The sequence below is a fragment of the Novosphingobium humi genome (assembly GCF_028607105.1).
Classification (GTDB): domain Bacteria; phylum Pseudomonadota; class Alphaproteobacteria; order Sphingomonadales; family Sphingomonadaceae; genus Novosphingobium; species Novosphingobium humi.
The window spans coordinates 514,394-530,414 of the sequence record NZ_CP117417.1; the positions used below are offsets into that span (position 1 = coordinate 514,394).

At 64.0% G+C, this 16,021-nt stretch carries 17 protein-coding genes; 10 read left to right on the top strand and 7 right to left on the bottom strand.

Annotated elements, in window-relative coordinates; translation table 11 throughout:
- Window positions 1–123 precede the first annotated feature (123 nt).
- The 5 genes from rnpA (at window position 124) to PQ457_RS02425 (ending at window position 4,214) form a co-directional block, all read left to right on the top strand.
- Window positions 124–552 (top strand): ribonuclease P protein component, encoded by a 429-nt coding sequence (gene rnpA, locus PQ457_RS02405; RefSeq protein ID WP_273618207.1) that lies wholly within the window; start codon window positions 124–126, stop codon window positions 550–552.
- Complete coding sequence (gene yidD, locus PQ457_RS02410; RefSeq protein WP_273618208.1) at window positions 549–758, top strand: membrane protein insertion efficiency factor YidD; 210 nt, start codon at window positions 549–551, stop codon at window positions 756–758. The genes rnpA and yidD overlap by 4 nt, the downstream gene beginning before the upstream one ends.
- Before the next feature lie 36 nt (window positions 759–794).
- Window positions 795–2,552, top strand: coding sequence for a membrane protein insertase YidC (yidC, locus tag PQ457_RS02415; protein ID WP_273618209.1), 1,758 nt, complete (start codon window positions 795–797; stop codon window positions 2,550–2,552).
- The gene (gene yihA / locus PQ457_RS02420) at window positions 2,549–3,205 is read left to right on the top strand and encodes a ribosome biogenesis GTP-binding protein YihA/YsxC (RefSeq protein WP_168605017.1); all 657 of its coding nucleotides are present in this window, start codon (window positions 2,549–2,551) and stop codon (window positions 3,203–3,205) included. The genes yidC and yihA overlap by 4 nt, the downstream gene beginning before the upstream one ends.
- Window positions 3,206–3,308: 103 nt before the next feature.
- Window positions 3,309–4,214: a S1/P1 nuclease gene (locus PQ457_RS02425; RefSeq protein WP_273618210.1), complete on the top strand. Its 906-nt coding sequence runs from the start codon at window positions 3,309–3,311 to the stop codon at window positions 4,212–4,214.
- Here the strand turns inward: PQ457_RS02425 and PQ457_RS02430 are convergent.
- Window positions 4,211–4,819, bottom strand: a complete 609-nt coding sequence (locus PQ457_RS02430; RefSeq protein ID WP_273618211.1) for a LysE family translocator — start codon at window positions 4,817–4,819, stop codon at window positions 4,211–4,213. The two genes, PQ457_RS02425 and PQ457_RS02430, sit on opposite strands and share 4 nt — an antisense overlap.
- Window positions 4,820–4,840: 21 nt before the next feature.
- Window positions 4,841–5,290 carry a cupin domain-containing protein gene (locus PQ457_RS02435; RefSeq protein WP_273618212.1) on the bottom strand — a complete coding sequence of 150 codons (450 nt, stop codon included), beginning with the start codon at window positions 5,288–5,290 and terminating at the stop codon, window positions 4,841–4,843.
- Window positions 5,291–5,380: 90 nt separating this feature from the next.
- Here PQ457_RS02435 and dapE point away from each other — a divergent pair, with 90 nt between their 5' ends.
- Complete coding sequence (gene dapE, locus PQ457_RS02440) at window positions 5,381–6,544, top strand: succinyl-diaminopimelate desuccinylase (RefSeq protein WP_420540959.1); 1,164 nt, start codon at window positions 5,381–5,383, stop codon at window positions 6,542–6,544.
- A gap of 73 nt (window positions 6,545–6,617) precedes the next feature.
- Window positions 6,618–7,925, top strand: a complete 1,308-nt coding sequence (locus tag PQ457_RS02445) for a dicarboxylate/amino acid:cation symporter (RefSeq protein WP_273618213.1) — start codon at window positions 6,618–6,620, stop codon at window positions 7,923–7,925.
- A gap of 225 nt (window positions 7,926–8,150) precedes the next feature.
- On the opposite strand, the gene nth is transcribed toward PQ457_RS02445, so the two are convergent.
- The 4 genes from nth to PQ457_RS02465 form a co-directional block, all read right to left on the bottom strand.
- A complete protein-coding gene (nth, locus tag PQ457_RS02450) occupies window positions 8,151–8,801 on the bottom strand; it encodes an endonuclease III (RefSeq protein WP_273618214.1) in 651 nt (216 codons plus the stop codon).
- A 292-nt stretch (window positions 8,802–9,093) separates the two neighbouring features.
- Window positions 9,094–9,822: a 4-hydroxy-tetrahydrodipicolinate reductase gene (dapB, locus tag PQ457_RS02455; protein ID WP_273618215.1), complete on the bottom strand. Its 729-nt coding sequence runs from the start codon at window positions 9,820–9,822 to the stop codon at window positions 9,094–9,096.
- Between the two features lie 67 nt (window positions 9,823–9,889).
- On the bottom strand, window positions 9,890–10,777 hold the full coding sequence (locus PQ457_RS02460) for a bestrophin family protein (protein WP_273618216.1): 888 nt from the start codon (window positions 10,775–10,777) through the stop codon (window positions 9,890–9,892).
- A gap of 8 nt (window positions 10,778–10,785) precedes the next feature.
- A complete protein-coding gene (locus PQ457_RS02465) occupies window positions 10,786–11,055 on the bottom strand; it encodes a hypothetical protein (RefSeq protein ID WP_246870305.1) in 270 nt (89 codons plus the stop codon).
- Between the two features lie 180 nt (window positions 11,056–11,235).
- On the opposite strand from PQ457_RS02465, the gene PQ457_RS02470 reads away from it, so the two are divergent.
- From PQ457_RS02470 to PQ457_RS02480, 3 genes are read left to right on the top strand one after another with little or no spacing between them, the layout of a single operon-like run.
- On the top strand, window positions 11,236–11,943 hold the full coding sequence (locus tag PQ457_RS02470; protein ID WP_168605025.1) for an NAD-dependent deacylase: 708 nt from the start codon (window positions 11,236–11,238) through the stop codon (window positions 11,941–11,943).
- Window positions 11,943–12,599, top strand: coding sequence for an Eco57I restriction-modification methylase domain-containing protein (locus PQ457_RS02475; protein WP_273618217.1), 657 nt, complete (start codon window positions 11,943–11,945; stop codon window positions 12,597–12,599). Before PQ457_RS02470 ends, PQ457_RS02475 begins: the two co-directional genes overlap by 1 nt.
- Window positions 12,596–13,453 carry a hypothetical protein gene (locus tag PQ457_RS02480; protein ID WP_273618218.1) on the top strand — a complete coding sequence of 286 codons (858 nt, stop codon included), beginning with the start codon at window positions 12,596–12,598 and terminating at the stop codon, window positions 13,451–13,453. Before PQ457_RS02475 ends, PQ457_RS02480 begins: the two co-directional genes overlap by 4 nt.
- Here the strand turns inward: PQ457_RS02480 and PQ457_RS02485 are convergent.
- Window positions 13,450–15,882: a zinc-dependent metalloprotease gene (locus PQ457_RS02485; RefSeq protein ID WP_273618219.1), complete on the bottom strand. Its 2,433-nt coding sequence runs from the start codon at window positions 15,880–15,882 to the stop codon at window positions 13,450–13,452. The two genes, PQ457_RS02480 and PQ457_RS02485, sit on opposite strands and share 4 nt — an antisense overlap.
- Between the last annotated feature and the right edge of the window lie 139 nt (window positions 15,883–16,021).

A 16,021-nucleotide genomic window follows, 5' to 3' on the forward strand; every position in this document is an offset into this window, starting at 1 on the left:
CGCCGGGGCTGATCGGTGGCAGGCGAAAACATCGTGACGGATGACGCAATGGGGTCGGAGGCCTTGCCTTCGGCCCATTGTGTGTTTGCAGAAGAGCGTGGTTCCGCGCCCAAGTTGCGCATCATGACCAAGCGTTCCGATTTTCTGTCCGCCAACAAGGGCTTGCGCGTGGCGCGACCCGGTTTTGTGCTGCTGGTCCTGCCGCATGGCGCGCCTGACGCGGGCGATATCCGTCGCTTTGGCATCACCGTTACCAAAAAGATCGGCAATGCCGTGGTGCGCAACCGGATGAAGCGCCGGTTTCGCGCTTTGGCGCGCGAACTGCTGCCCGAACATGGGCTGGCGGGCCATGACCATGTACTGATTGGCCGCGAGGGCGGGGTGGAACGCGATTTCGCGCTGCTGCGCAAGGAATTGTTGGTCGCGCTGGACCGGGCGCGGTCGGGCAGGGGCGATGCGCCGCGAGGGCCCAAAACCGGCGGCCGGGGCGGCAAGCCCCACCATGGCCGCGGCAAAGGCCCGCGCCCTTCTCCTCAGGCTTCCCAAACGTGAAATATCTGCTGATCTTCATCGCCCGCCTGTGGCAATGGGGGCCATCGGCCATGATGCCGCCCACCTGCCGCTACTCGCCGTCCTGTTCGGCCTATGCCATCGAGGCCTTGCAGAAACATGGCGCGATTAAGGGTGGATGGTTGACGGTGAAGCGTCTATTGCGCTGCCATCCATGGGGCGGTCATGGCTATGACCCGGTCCCGTGATCCTGTAATTTTGACCAATGTATTGGGGAAATATGCGTGAGTAACCAGCGCAATCTGATTATTGCCATGCTGCTGACCGGGCTGCTGCTGTTCGGCTGGGACGCGGGCCTGCGCTATTTCTATCCCGACATGGGCAAGAAGCCCGCAGCGGTGGCCTCGGCCGCGCCGACCCCGGCGGCAAGCACCAAGCCGACCCGCGAGGGCGGCCTTGGCAGCGTGGTGGATCAGGCGATTGAGGCCAAGGCGCTCAACGCGGATCTTAACGCCGGTGGCCGCGTCAAGGTGGAAGCGCCGGGCCTGTCGGGCTCGATCAATCTGGTGGGCGCGGTGGTCGATGACCTCTCGATCAACCGCCACAAGCAGACCATCGACAAGGACAGCCCGCCGGTGCGCCTGTTCAGCCCCGCCGGCACGCCTGCCGAACATTTCGCGCAGCTGGGCTGGGTGGGCCAGGGCGTGGCGACGCCCAACGGCACCACTGTCTGGGCCGCGCCTGCCGGTGCCAAGCTGACGCCGCAGACGCCGGTGACGCTGAGCTGGGCCAATACGACGGGCCAGACCTTCACCATCACCTTTTCCATCGACAATGACTACATGATCACCGCCAAGCAGGCCGTGCAGAATGCCGGTCCTGCGCCGATCAGCGTGCAGCCCTTCGGCCTTATCCGCCGCACCGAAAAGACCGCCAGCGTCGATTCGTGGAACATCCATTCGGGGCCTTTCGGCGCCTATGATGAGGCGGTGAACTTTGGCGTCAATTACAAGGATGTCGCCGAAAAGGGGCAGGTCAATCCTGATGGCAAGACCAACTGGATCGGCTTTACCGACATCTATTGGATGAGCGTGCTGGTGCCTGATGCGGTGCCCGCCACGGGCGATTACCGCAGCCTTGGCAACCAGCTTTTCCGCGCCGACCTCATCTATCAGCCGCAGGTGGTGGCCCCCGGCCAGACCGCGCTGCGCTCCACCCGTCTCTTTGCGGGCGCCAAGGAAAGCCTGCTGCTCGACAAGTATGAAGCGCAGGGCGTGACCCGCTTCAGCCTCGCCATCGACTGGGGCTGGTTCCGCTGGTTTGAAAAGCCGATCTTCTGGCTGCTGCGTTCGCTCTTCAAATTCGTCGGCAATTTCGGCGTCGCCATCATCCTGCTGACCGTCATCGTGCGCGGCATCATGTTCCCCGTGGCCCAGCGCCAGTTCTCGAGCATGGCCGCGATGAAGGCGATCCAGCCCAAGATGAAGGCGCTGCAGGAACGCTATAAGGACGACAAGGCCAAGCTGCAGGAAGAGACGCTCAAGCTCTATAAGGAAGAGGGTGTGAACCCGCTGGCGGGCTGTCTGCCGATCTTCCTTCAGATCCCGGTGTTCTTTGCGCTGTATAAGGTGCTGATGGTGTCGATCGACATGCGTCACCAGCCTTTCGCGCTGTGGATCCATGACCTTTCGGCGCCGGACCCTAAGCATATCCTCAACCTGTTCGGCCTGCTGCCCTTCGATCCGCCCAGCTTCCTGGCGATCGGCGTGCTGGCCGTCATTCTGGGCATCACCATGTGGCTTCAGTTCAAGCTGCAACCGGCCGCCCCCGATCCTGCTCAGCAGCAGGTGATGGGCATCATGCCGTGGATGATGATGTTCATCATGGCGCCCTTTGCCTCGGGCCTGCTGGTTTACTGGATCACCTCGAACCTTCTGACCATTGCTCAGCAGAAGTATCTGTATGCACGGCATCCTGACTTGAAGAAGAATGTCGATAAGGAGCGCGCCATCGTCGAAGCGGCGGCGCATAAGAAAAAGTGAACGAAGACAACAATCTTGAACTGATCGAGCGCGCCCGGAAAGTGTTTTCCGGGCGCGTGGACTTTTTGCTGTCCGCGCCCGCGCTGAAATTCCTGCCCGATCCGGTGGTGCCGGAAATCGCGCTGTCGGGGCGTTCGAATGTGGGCAAAAGCTCGCTCTTGAACGCCATCACCGGGCGCAAGGCGCTGGCCCGCACCTCGGTGACGCCGGGGCGCACACAGGAGCTGAACTTTTTTGACGTGGGTGGGGTTGCGGGCGAAATCCCCGATTTCCGTCTGGTCGACATGCCCGGCTATGGCTTTGCCAAGGCCCCGCCCAAGGTGGTGGAGCAGTGGAAGAAGCTGGTCCGCGATTTCCTGCGCGGGCGGGTGGTGTTGAAGCGCACGCTGGTGCTGATCGACAGCCGCCATGGCGTGAAGCCGCCCGACCTTGAGATGATGGAGATGCTGGACGGGGCGGCGGTGGGCTATCGTCTGGTGCTGACCAAGGCGGACAAGGTCAAGGCCAGCGAGCTGGACGAGGTCCATGCCAAGGTTATGGCCGAGGCGCGCAAACATTCGGCCGCCTATCCCGAAGTGATGATCACCAGCAGCGAGACCGGCATGGGCATTGCCGAAATCCGCGCCGCGGTGCTGGGGGATGCCGAGCTTTAAGCTTTACGCTTTACGCCTGTCACATTCCGCCGCTAACATCGGGGTAAGTCTGTCTCCTGTGAGGTCGCTTACCCCCATGTTTCGCAAAAAGTTTCGCAAAAGTTTGAAGCTGCTGGCCGCCGGTGTGGCGGCGCTGGGCCTGTCCGTGTCGACCCCGGCTCTGGCATGGGGCGATCTGGGCCATCGCACGATCGCCAATATCGCGCTGGCCAATGTTTCGCCCAAGACCAAGGCGACGATTGACGCGCTGCTGACGGCGCAGGAAGGGCTGGGCACGGCCAAATGCCCGGTCCATTCGCTGGGCGATGCGGCCACATGGCCTGATTGCCTGCGCAGCGAGAGCTGGCGCTGGGGCCATACGTTTCCGTGGCATTACCATGATGGCGACATCACTGCGCCCGCCTTTGACATGAAGGCCAATTGCAGCGGCGGCCAATGCGCCACGTTCCAGATCACCCGCTTTGAACGCATTCTGGCCGACAAGAGCCTGCCGGTGGCGCAGCGGCTCGAAGCGCTCGCTTTCCTCAGCCATATCGTGGGCGACCTGCATCAGCCGCTCCACGCCGCCGAACATGACCATGACGCGGGCGGCAATGGCGTGACGGTCACCAATCTGCCGGGCGAACCCTATATCATCAACACCACCCCGCCCACGGTGGTGAACCCCAAGGCCGGTACGCTCAACCTGCATTGGATGTGGGACAATTTCCTGGTTATCCGCGCGCAGAAAGCGGGCAAGCTACCCGAAGTGCGCGCCTATTCGGCCGCCGACCGCGCCAAGATCGCCACCGGCGGCATTGCCGACTGGGCGCAGGAAAGCTGGCAGATCGCCCATGACACGGTTTATCCGCAGGCCTTCGGCCATGTGGTGAGCGCCGAGGAAAAGACCGCGAAGGATGTGACCATCAGCGATGCCGCCATCGCGCAGGACATTCCCATCGTCAGCCAGCGCCTGCTGCAGGGCGGGCTGCGTCTGGCCAAGGTGCTGGACGAAACGCTGGGCGGCTAAAGCGCCGAACCGGCCAGCCAGAGTGCAATGCCCAGCATGATCAGCGCCATCACGCGCCGGATGCGAACCATCCGGCGCGGGTTGCTGATCAGGCCATGCGCTCTGGCCCCGCCCGCCACGATGGCCAGATGGACGGCCGTGGCCAGTCCGACGCTGATCGCGGCAAAGCCCATCGCCTGCGCGATCGTCGGCGCCGCCCCGCCCAGAAAAGGCGGGACCACCACGACAAAGAACAGCAGCGCCTTGGGGTTGAACAGATTGACCAGCAGGCCCGAGGCGAAATGGCGGCCCGCCCCTCGCGGTTCCGCCGGCTTGGCCACCATGTCGGCCTCGCGCCAGGCCTGCCATGCCAGCCAGAGCATCAGCGCCACCCCGGCCCAGCGCAGCCCCGATTGCAGGCCGGGCCGCACGCTGAGCAATTCGACCAGCCCCAGCGCCGCCAGCATCGCGTTGAGCGCCAGCCCGATCCCGATGCCCGCCGTCGCCACCAATCCTGCGCGCCGCCCCTCGGCCAGACTGAGCGCGGCGAGCCAGGCCATGTTCGGCCCCGGCGTCAACTCGATCACCAGCACGGCGAGGGCAAATTCGATCCAGTTGATGGTCATGGCCTTGCCCCGCGCCGTGCATCAATCCGCAAAGGGTGTGCCGTCGCGATGGAGAAAACGGTCGCCTTCGAAAATCATGTCGATGTCGCTGTAGCCGCCCGATGTGCGCGGGCCTGCCGAAAGGGCGAGGAAGGTGCAATCCTCGCCGCTTTCATTGATCAGATGATGGCCATTGGCCACGCCCGCCGGAAAGACCGCCATGTCGCCCGCCCGCATGACGCTGCGCGTGCCATCCTCGACCAGCACCGCCTCGCCGCTCAGCATGACCACCATCTCGTCCTCGCCATCATGCCAATGGCGCTGGGATGACCATGCGCCCGGTTTGAGCACGACATGGCTGGCCCCCAGATGAGCAAACCCGGCCAGCGGGGCAAGGCGGCTGTACCAGCGCCCGGCAACGGGCCCGGCATGTTCGGGCGGATAGCCGGTGCGGTTGGTCGGGGTGAGCGAGGCGAGGTCGATCTTTGGCATCGGCGCAGGATAGGGCGGGCGGCGGTTGGCGGCAAGCGGGATGGTCCAAACTCCGCTTGCCCTTGGCCCTGCATTTGCTAGGCGAGGGGCATGAATGACATGGTGAAGAGCGAGTTGGTCCGGCCCGGCGCCGGTGTGGCCGAATTGGCCGAGGCCCTGATTGCCTGCCCCAGCGTGACGCCGGCCACGGGGCTGGTGTTCGATTGCCTCGAGGAAATGCTGGCGCCGCTGGGCTTTGCCATCCACCGCGCCGTGGTGGGCGAGGCGCCCGACGGGCCGGTGGAAAACCTCTTCGCCATCCGCCAGGGGCCGCAGGGCAGCCGCCATTTCGCCTATGCGGGCCATGTCGATGTCGTCCCGCCGGGCGAGGGGTGGAGCAGCGCGCCCTTTGCGCCCGAACGCCGGGGCGAATTGCTCTATGGCCGCGGCGCGGTGGACATGAAGGGCTCGATTGCCGCCTTTGTCGCCGCCCTGCGCGACATTCCGGCCGAGGCGGGCACGATCAGCCTGATCATCACCGGCGATGAAGAAGGCGCGGCGACCTTCGGCACGGTCAAGATCATCGACCATATGCGCGAGGCCGGGATCAATCCCGACCTGATCCTTGTGGGCGAACCCACCAGCGTCCATCGCCTTGGCGACATGATCAAGGTGGGCCGCCGGGGCAGCGTCAATATGTGGATCGAGGTTGAGGGCCAACAGGGCCATGTCGCCTATCCGCATCTGGCCGATAATCCGATCACGCGGTTGGTGGCGATGCTCTCGGAGCTGAAGGCTATTAAGCTGGACGAGGGGACCGACTGGTTCCAGCCCAGCAATCTGGAAGTGACCGACATTTCCTGCGGCAATCCGGCCACCAATGTCATCCCGCACAAGGCTGCCGCGCGCATTTCCATCCGTTTCAACGATCTGCACACGGGCGAGAGCCTGTCAAAGCTGGTGCGCGAGATCGGGGCCAAGCATGGGGCAAGCGTGCGTCCGGTGATCTCGGGCGAGGCTTTCCTGACCCCGCCGGGCGAGTTTTCGGCCATCGTGGTCGATGCGATCCGCGCCGAAACCGGGCTGGACACCGAAATTTCGACCAGCGGCGGCACGTCGGATGCGCGCTTCCTCAAAGCCTTGGCCCCGGTCATCGAATTTGGCCTGTGCAACGCCACGATGCACAAGAAGGATGAGGCGGTCGCGATTCCCGATCTGGAAACGCTCTCGCGGATCTATGCCCGCATCGTGCTGGCCGGCCTCAAACGCGCCTGATACGCTATCCGGCCCCATTGCCCGCATGAGCGGCTATTGGTAGCCGGATTTTTTCTTTCGGAGTTTTTCCAAGATGCGCCAGCGTCTGACGCAATTCCTGATTCTGGGCCTGATTCTGGGCATAGGCTTGGGCTATGTCCTGCATTCGTCCTATGATCCGGCCGATCCCTTGCTGGCGGCATGGTCCGATTATCTGAAACTGTTGCCCGATGTGTTCCTGCATCTGATCAAGATGATCATCGCGCCGCTGATCGCCTCGACCATCATCACCGGCATTGCGGGCATGGGCGATTCAACCGCGCTGGGCCGCATCGGCGCCAAGGCGATGGCATGGTTCATCTCGGCCAGCTTCGTCTCCCTGCTGCTGGGCATGGTGCTGGTCAATTGGTGGCAACCGGGCGTAGGCGTCAATGCGGTGGCCAGTTCGGGGGTCGATCTGGCCACCAAGGAACTGACCTTCCGCCACTTCGTGCTGGAAATCTTCCCGACCAGCGCGCTGGAAGCCATGGCCACCAACAATGTGCTCCAGATCCTGCTCTTCTCGGTGTTCTGCGGCGTGGCGCTCAGCGCGATCGGCGAAAAGGGGCGGATCATCGTCGAATTCGCCGAGGCGGTGGTGCAGATGATGCTGCAGGTCACCGGCTATGTGATGAGCGTCTCGCCCATCGCGGTGTTCGGCGCGGCGGCCTCGATCGTCGCGCAAAAGGGGCTGGGCATCATCGCCACCTATGGCGTGCTGGCGGGTGAATTCTATGCGGGTCTGGCGATCCTGTGGATCATCCTGATCGCGGCGGGCAGCGTGTTTTTGGGCAAGAAGATCTTCCTGCTGATGCGCTATGTGCGCGAACCGGTGCTGATCACTTTCTCGACCGCGACCAGCGATGCATCCTTGCCGCGCATGTTCGAGGCGCTCGACCGCTTTGGCGTGCCGCGCCGGGTGTCGGGCTTTGTGCTGCCGCTGGGTTATGCGTTCAACCTCGACGGCTCGATGATGTACACCAGCTTCGCCTCGCTCTTCATCGCGCAGGCCTATGGTATCCATCTCAGCTTTGAGCAGCAGATCCTGATGCTCCTGACGCTGATGGTCTCGTCCAAGGGCATCGCGGGCGTGCCGCGCGCCAGCCTCGTCGTCATCGCCGCCACGCTCAACCAGTTCCATGTGCCGGTCGAGGGCGTGGCGCTGTTGCTGGGCATCGACACGTTCCTCGATATGGGCCGTTCGGGCACCAGCGTTTTCGGCAATGCCGTGGCCACCGCCGTTGTCTGCCGCGCCGAGGGCATGTTGCAGCCGCCGCTGGACCCCGATGCGCCGTTGCCCGAGGCGCCGCATGATACGGCCGAGCATGGGCGTAAGGGGCTGCATCTGGATCAGGGGCAGTAAGGGGTTTTGCCTCCGGCGGGCAAAGGGACTCGTCCCTTTGCAATCCCGATAATGGGGTGGTTGGTCGGATAGGTTACGGTGAATTTATAGCCTGCGGCGCATCGGCCTCGTGCTGGATTGCGCCGCAGGCTATATTATTTCAACGTCGCGTCCTACACGTGAGGCCGAACCTATCGCGCAACGCAGACAGTAACGGGAGCGCGAGGGACGATTCCCTCGCATCACCTACTTCTTCGCCTTCTTCTCCAAAACCTTATCCTTATACCCGCACAGATCCACCACCGGACAGCGCCAGCATTCCGGCGTCCGCGCTTTGCAGATGTATCGCCCGTGGAGGATCAGCCAGTGATGCGCGCCCACGCGGAAAGGCTTTGGGGTCTTCTTTTCAAGGCTGCGCTCGACCGCGTCCACGTTCTTGCCCTTGGCCAGACCGGTGCGGTTGCCCACGCGGAAAATATGCGTGTCCACCGCAAAGGTTTCGGCCCCAAAGGCGCAGTTGAGCACGACATTGGCCGTCTTGCGCCCCACGCCGGGCAGCTTGACCAGTTCATCGCGGTCGGCGGGCACTTCGCCCCCATGCTCTCGCACGAGGATCTCGGCCATGGCCATCACGTTCTTCGCCTTGGAATTGAACAGGCCGATGGTCTTGATGTGGTCCTTCAGCCCTTCTTCGCCCAGATCCAGCATATCCTGCGGTGTCTTGACGATCTCGAACAGCGCCCGCGTCGCCTTGTTCACGCCTACATCGGTCGCCTGCGCCGAAAGCGTCACCGCCACCAGCAACTGATACGTATTGCCGAATTCCAGCTCGGTCTGCGGGTCCGGGTTGGCCTCGGCAAGGCGGCGGTAGAATTCGAAGATGTCGGCGGATTTCATGCGCGCGGGTATGGCTTGGATGGGGGCGGGGGGCAAGAAGGTTTGCCTCCGGCGGGCAAAGGGCGGGGGCCCTTTGCAATCCCATTAATGGGTGGCGCTTGATTGGCCGGAATGGGGAGATTTCGATATTTTATAGCCTGCGGCGCGGCGACTTCAGGCCAAAAGCGCCGCAGGCTTTATCAATTCAAACATCGCGTCCGAGCCCATCCGCCGAACCCGTTACGCAACAAAGACATTACCGGGATTGCCAAGGGACGAGTCCCTTGGCAATCCCGGAGGCCCCCTACAAACCTTAAAGCCCCAACACTTCGCGCATCCCATACCGCCCCGCAGGCCGCCCGGCCAACCAGAGCGCGCCCTTGACGGCGCCGCGCGCAAAGATCCCGCGGTTCTCGGCAATATGGCTCAGCGAGAGGCGCTCGTTATCGGCAAGGAAATGGACCGTATGGTCCCCCGCTACGCTGCCCCCGCGCAGGGCGGCAAAGCCAATTGTGCCGGATTCGCGCGCGCCGGTGATGCCATCGCGCCCCCGCACGGAAACGTTGGACAGGCCAACCTCGCGCCCGCGCGCGGCGGCTTCGCCCAGCAGCAGCGCGGTGCCCGAGGGCGCGTCCACCTTCATCCGGTGATGGGTTTCGACGATTTCAATGTCCCAGTCCTCGCCCAGCCGCTTGGCCGCTTCCTCGACAAGGAAGGCCAGCATGTTGACGCCCAGCGAGGTATTGCCGGTCTGGAGCACGGCGATATGGTCCGCCGCCTGATCCAGCAGCCAGTGGTGGCGTTCCTCAAGCCCGGTGGTGCCGACCAGGATCGGCACGCCGGCGGCGATGGCCGCATCCAGATTGCCCTCAAGCGCGGCAGGCGAGGAAAAGTCGATCAGCACATCCGAGGCGGCGGCCAGCGGGGCAACGTCCTCGTCCCGGTCCACGCCCCCGGCCAGTTCATGGCCCGCATCCGCGATGGCCTGTGCGATGGCGCGGCCCATGCGCCCGCCGCTGCCGATAATTCCCAGTCTGGTCATGGGGTCAATTCCTTTCGGCGCGCTTCATGGGCGAGGCCAGTTCAAATCGCAATCACCGAAATCGCAATTACCAAAGCACGCCTTCGGCATCCACCGTGATCGGCGCGGGCGCGCTTTCGCCAAGGCCCTGCAGCAGGTCGATTTCGATGGTGCGGCACATCGTGTCGAGCGGCAGATCGTGGCGCGTATTGGCAAAGGGATCGACCAGATCATCGCCAATCGCCAGCACCGCCATGAACATCATGCCTGCCACCGTCGAGCCCAGCGGCGTGGCCGGACCCAGCGCCTCGACCAGCCCAAAGGGCAGCAGCACGCAGAACAGATGGGTGAAATAGGTGGGGAACAGGCGGAACTGCGAGGGCAGGGGGGTGTTCTTCAACCGCTCCATCCCGCCCTGCGCATTGGCGATATCGACCAGAACTCTCTCGATCTGGGTCTGCTGGATCGAATCGATGATGCCGTCCGCGTGGGCCTGCGCCACCTGCGCCCCGGTGGCATCCAGCAGGCCGTTGGCGGTGTTGGTACGCCCCAGCGTGGCCTCGGCCTCGGCGGCGGGAATATAGGGCAGGCTCTCGCCCGTCATCGGAATGCGGCGCAATTGATGGCGCAGCGCGTTCACATAGGCGATCTGGCGCAGCACAATGGCGCGCGCCACCGCCTGTCCTTGCTCTCCGGTCATGAAATTGCGCGAGGCGCGCGCAAGGTTGCGGCTGGCGTTGATCATCAGCCCCCACAGCCCGCGCCCTTCCCACCAGCGCTGATAGGCCGAGGTGGAGCGAAAACCCAGGATCAGCGCCAGAACGCTGCCGAACAGCGTGAGCGGCAGGCCGGGCGCGGGAAAGGGCACCACATAATAGGTGATCGTGACGATCACATCCCAGATGAACAACAGCACCAGCGGGGTCTTGATCGACCGGGCGATGCTGCGAAGGGTATGGGGTGTGTGGATGATCATGGGTTGGTTCAGTGTCCTGAATTGGTCTGGGCGGCGTGATACAGGGCAAGCGAAGAGCCCGAAGCCGGGCGCAGTTCGAACCATTCGGGCCGTCCGATGGCTATCATAAATATCAGCAGCGCCAAACAAAAGGCGACCAGTTCAAACCGCCCGCGAAACTGGTTGCGCGGCTTGCCCGGTGTGGTGGGCAGGGCGGAATTGAGCGGCCGGTGGCGGATCGGGCGCGGGCCGGGGGGCGTGCGCGGCTGAAAGCGGCGAAAGGGATTGGGCGAGGGCATGGCTGGCTCCATGATTGAAAGCATTGATCAGAATGACAATCTGGGCGGTCAGCCTCTCTGTTGAATGGCCGTTTCGTTACAAATCTTTGCTGCGATGCGGCATTTCGTTGTGCGGTGCGTCATAAGCGGTGGATCGATCGGCGGCTTGGCCTTGGCCGCGCTTTCGGGCATAGGAAAGGCATGGAAATGACAGGCAATATCGTGATCCTGACCGGGGCGGGATGCAGCGCGGAAAGCGGGATCGACACATTCCGCGATGGCGGCGGTTTGTGGGAACAGCACCGCGTCGAGGATGTCGCCACGCCCGAAGCTTTTGAACGCGATCCCGCGCTGGTTCAGCGTTTTTACGACATGCGCCGCGCCGCTATCCAGACCAAGGCCCCCAATGCTGCCCATTACGCGCTGGCCCGACTGGAGCGGGAATGGGATGGCGGCACGGTCACGCTGGTGACGCAGAATGTCGATGACCTGCATGACCGGGCCGGCTCGAAAAACCTGATCCATATGCATGGCGAGCATCTATCGGCATGGTGCACCGCCTGCGACACGCGGATGGGCTGGACTGCCCCGCTGATCGAGGGGCCGCCATGTCCGTCCTGCGGGGCGGCGGCGCTGCGGCCCGATATCGTGTGGTTTGGCGAGATGCCCTATCGCATGGAGGAGATTCATGACGCGCTGCGCGATTGCGATATTTTCGTGTCCATCGGCACCTCGGGCGCGGTCTATCCGGCGGCGGGTTTTGTCCGGCTGGCGCGGGAAATGGGCGCGCATTGCCTCGAACTCAATCTTGAGCGCAGTCAGGGTTCGGCATGGTTCCATGAAACGCGGCTTGGCCCTGCGGGCGATATCGTGCCTGCGTGGGTGGAGGAACTGGTCGGGCCGGATTGATGGCCTCGCTTATCCCTGATGCCAGGGCGGAAGCTGATTATGCGGGCCAAGCGGCGCCGGATCATCGCAAGGCTTTGGGGCAATTTTTCACACCCCCGCGTCTGGCCGCGCTGATGGCCGATTGGGTGGCGGGGGCGCAGCCGCGCATGATCCTTGATCCCGCGATGGGGGCGGGTGTGCTGACCCGCGCGGCGCAGGCGCGTTGCCCGAATGCGCAGGTGGTGGCCTATGAGTGCGACGAGGCAATCTTGCGTGCCGCCGATGCCGGGCGGGCGCAGGTGCGGCATGAGGATTTCCTGCGCGCCGGGTGGGAGCACTATGACGGCGTGGTGATGAACCCGCCCTATATCCGTCACCGCGAGCTGCGCGATCATGGCGCCTTGCGTGCGGAGATTGGCGCGCGGGCGGGCTATGTCCTTCCCAAATCGGCCAATCTCTATGTCGATTTCGTGGTCAAGGCGGCTTGTCAGTTGCGGCGCGGCGGCCGGGGCGCTTTCCTGATCCCCGGCGAATGGATGGGGGCCAATTTCGCGCGCGGGTTCAAACAATTCCTGCTGGGGCCGGGGGGCTTGCAACAGGTGGTGCTGTTTTCGGGTGGCGATGTATTTGATGATGCGCTGACCACGGCCTCGATCCTGTTGGTGCAGCGGCCATGATTATCGGCTGGGACTGGCGGGGGGTGGGCGATTGGCCCGCCTCGCTCGATGAACTGGCGGCGGGGGCGCGGCGGGTGGAACTGTCGCGGGCGGAACTGGCCGGGGCGGATAAATGGGAGCCCTTGCTGCAAGGCCATCGCGGCGAGGCGCGGGCCGGGTTTGTGCCTCTGGCGCAACTGGCGCAATTCCGGCGCGGGATCGCCACGGGGGCCAACGGGTTCTTTCTGCTGAATGCGCAGAAGGTGGCGGATCTGGGCATTGACCCTGCGCGCTGCCTGCCCTGTGTCGGGCGGGCGACGGCGGTGCGGGGGCTGATCTGGCGAGGTGGGGGTGATGGGCTGCTGCTCAACCTCTCCGATCCGCTGATGCCCGCCGAGGCCGCCTATGTCGCGCAGGGGGAGGCGCAGGGGCTGCCCTCGCGCTATATCCTGGCCCATCGCCAGCCTTGGTATGGGATGGAGCAGCGCGCCGTGGCGCCGATCTGGGGCGCGGTCTTCGCTCGGGGGGCCTTGCGCTTCATCCATAATGCGGCGGGGTGGAGCAGCCTGACCTGTTTCCACGGCATCTATCCCTTTTCGGACGATCCGCTGCTGCATCAGGCGCTGGTGCTGTGCCTCAATTGCGATTCGGTGCGGGCGGCCTCGCGGCTGCATGGGCGGGTCTATGGCGGGGGTCTCAACAAGTTTGAGCCCAACGATCTCAAAGGTCTGATGGTGCCCGATCTGCGCCTTGCGGATCGGGCTTTGCTGGCGGAAATGGCTGCGCATCTGGCGCTTCTCGACGCCGCGCCCGAGGATGAGGCGCGGCGCCAAAGGGCTGACGAACTGGCCGAGGAAGCGGCCAGTCGCGGTTAGTTGTCAAACCAGCCGGTGTCGCCGCCGATCGGCATGCCCGGCGGGATGGCGGGCGCCTTGCGGCCCATCTTGCCGATTTCCGCCTCCAGCGCGGGGCCGTTTTTCAGCAGCGCCGCCACGGTCTTGCCCCAGCTGCTGCCTTCGCCCAGCTTGGCCGCGGCCATGTCCAGCTTTTCCTGAAGCAGGGCGGCCACATCGACGGGTGTCGCCGCATCGCGCCGCGCCCGCGCCACCGAGAGCAGCGCGCGCAGGGCAATGCGCCGTTCGACCGGCGTGGCATTATGTTCCCACGTGGCCGTGCCCAGCGCGTCGATCATTTCGGCAAGGCCCAACTGGCCCGGATCGCGCGCCTGTTGCAGATGAACGCGCGTCAGACGCGTGGGGGCCAGCAAACTGTCGAGCGTGACCTGCGCGGCGACATCGGTGGCCACCAGCGGATCGAAGGCGGCCGCCCCGGCATTGTCGAAAACCTCGGTGTCGAATTGCGCGTCATTGCGCCCGTTCACGCCCGATGACAGCCAGCCCAACAGAGCATCCGGCACGGTCAGTTCAGCGGGCGAAAGGGTTTTGAGCATCGCCGCCAAAGCCGCGCGCTGTTTGGCCGCCGCCACGGGCTGGGCCGGTTTGTTGGCATCGCCCGCCACCGCATAGGCATAATCAACCCCGCCCACCCATTTGCCGGTCGCGGCCACTTCATAACGCGCCAGCAGCCAGACCGGCACGAATTTGCGCCGCAGATTGGACAGAGCCTCGCCTTTGCGCAGGACGCCGGGGCCAAAGTTGTTCAACGCCACGCGCCGTACCGCCAGCATATGGGCGAGTTCCGCAGGCTTGTCCTCGCCATTGTCCCACATGCTGTCATGCGGGGCGGGGCCATCGTCGGCGCGGCCGTCAATGTCGGTCATATAGCGCGTGCCTTTGGCGAACTCTGCGTCCGCCAGCGCGAAGGCCCATTTGTCGGCATCCGTGCCGGGCTTGGGCTGGCCATAGAGCCATTGCACGGTGAATTTGTCCCACGAACCGATGCCCTTGGCATAGGCGTCGGACAGGTCGATCTTGCCGCCCTTGAGGCCGATCAGCGGTCCGGGATAATCCATGACCGAGGTGCGGCCCTGCGTCGATCCGGCGAAATTGTGAACAAAGCCGATGGCGTGGCCCACTTCATGCGCGCCCAATTGGCTGATGCGGTCGAGCGAGACTTTCACCGGATCATTGGGGCCGCCGGTGTTGTCCTGCGCCGCGCCCACCAGCGCCTCGAAGATCTGCATATCCTGCCGCACGCGCAGCGCGCCCAGCACGACATTGCCCTTGATGATCTCGCCGGTGCGCGGGTCGATGATGCCCCCGCCATAGGACCAGCTGCGCGTCAGACGGTCGCCCCAGTTGACGATGGAATAGCGCGCGTCCTGCGGGTCGATGTCGGGGGTGAGGGGCTTGACCTGAAAGGCGTCGATATAGCCCGCGCTTTCAAACGCCTGATTCCACCATGCCACGCCGCGCGCCAGAGCGCCGCGAATCGGTTCAGGCGCGGCATTGTCGATATAGAAGGTGATCGGCTTTTTGACACGCGACTTGGCCGCCGTCGGATCCACCTTGTCCAGTCGGAAATGGTTGGCCAATTGGTACTGCACATCGTCGCCCAGCGGCGTGCCGAAGTCATAGACCTGTGTGCCATGGCTGCCCGAGCGGATGTCGAATTTGCGCAACGCAAAACCGGGGCCGGGCAGGCGGATCAGCGAATGGCGGATGGTAAAGCTGATCTGGCGCGGATCGGCGGCGATATTGCCCACCTCGCGCCCCGGCGTGTCCGAGGTGAAGGTCTGCACCGCCTCCATCTCTATATTGTCGGGGAAGACCTTGACCGAGGTGGGATCAGCGGCGGAGAGATTGTCCGCCAGACGGAACCCCTTGGCCTCCTGATTGAGCGCATCGGCCAGATGCATCGTATCGCGGGTCAGGAAGGGGCTGATGTCCACCACCGTGCCCTTGGCGTCGGAGGAGACGATGTCGAGCATGGCGATAGTGCTGAAGGGGAAACTGGTCTTGGCGCCATATTGCACGGATGCCTCGCCGGTGGCGCGGAAGCGGGGGTTTTCATAGACCACGGCCACCTTGCGTCCAAAGCGACGGAAGGCGAGGATCTGCGTCGGACCCAGCATCCCCCGGTCGATGCGGATCGGGGCCGAGCCAAGCCCGCTGCGGATCGCGGTGGCATAGATGAAGCGGCCCATCACCCCTTCGGCATCCGCCTTGGGCAGGGTGATCAGGATCTTGCCCGCATCGGCATCGACCCGCACGGGCAGCAGATCGCCGTCCCTGGTGTTCGATACGCCAACGGGATCGGCCATGGCCAATTGCGGCGCCAGCAATGCCATCAGCGCCGCGCTTGCCAGCTTTTGGCCCAATTTCCGGCCCCTTGCCTGCTTCATGTGATGCCCCTTTTCGCTTGAGATCGACGTCTTCTAGCCAGCCATGCCCCCCGGCAAAGGTGCCAGTTTGACGTATTTCCAAAGCTACCACAGTCGTCGCACTCTATCTGACGAAATACGGAGCAGTTTTGCCTGCTTC

Excerpts from the sequence above, each read along its gene's own strand:
- PQ457_RS02430 (WP_273618211.1), bottom strand. The coding sequence starts at position 4,819 with ATGACCATCAACTGGATCGAATTTGCCCTCGCCGTGCTGGTGATCGAG.
- PQ457_RS02460 (WP_273618216.1), bottom strand. The coding sequence starts at position 10,777 with ATGATCATCCACACACCCCATACCCTTCGCAGCATCGCCCGGTCGATC.
- PQ457_RS02465 (WP_246870305.1), bottom strand. The coding sequence starts at position 11,055 with ATGCCCTCGCCCAATCCCTTTCGCCGCTTTCAGCCGCGCACGCCCCCC.
- dapE (WP_420540959.1), top strand. The coding sequence starts at position 5,381 with ATGAATGACATGGTGAAGAGCGAGTTGGTCCGGCCCGGCGCCGGTGTG.
- PQ457_RS02485 (WP_273618219.1), bottom strand. The coding sequence starts at position 15,882 with ATGAAGCAGGCAAGGGGCCGGAAATTGGGCCAAAAGCTGGCAAGCGCG.
- PQ457_RS02470 (WP_168605025.1), top strand. The coding sequence starts at position 11,236 with ATGGAAATGACAGGCAATATCGTGATCCTGACCGGGGCGGGATGCAGC.
- PQ457_RS02445 (WP_273618213.1), top strand. The coding sequence starts at position 6,618 with ATGCGCCAGCGTCTGACGCAATTCCTGATTCTGGGCCTGATTCTGGGC.
- PQ457_RS02435 (WP_273618212.1), bottom strand. The coding sequence starts at position 5,290 with ATGCCAAAGATCGACCTCGCCTCGCTCACCCCGACCAACCGCACCGGC.
- dapB (WP_273618215.1), bottom strand. The coding sequence starts at position 9,822 with ATGACCAGACTGGGAATTATCGGCAGCGGCGGGCGCATGGGCCGCGCC.
- PQ457_RS02475 (WP_273618217.1), top strand. The coding sequence starts at position 11,943 with ATGGCCTCGCTTATCCCTGATGCCAGGGCGGAAGCTGATTATGCGGGC.
- rnpA (WP_273618207.1), top strand. The coding sequence starts at position 124 with ATGACCAAGCGTTCCGATTTTCTGTCCGCCAACAAGGGCTTGCGCGTG.
- nth (WP_273618214.1), bottom strand. The coding sequence starts at position 8,801 with ATGAAATCCGCCGACATCTTCGAATTCTACCGCCGCCTTGCCGAGGCC.
- PQ457_RS02480 (WP_273618218.1), top strand. The coding sequence starts at position 12,596 with ATGATTATCGGCTGGGACTGGCGGGGGGTGGGCGATTGGCCCGCCTCG.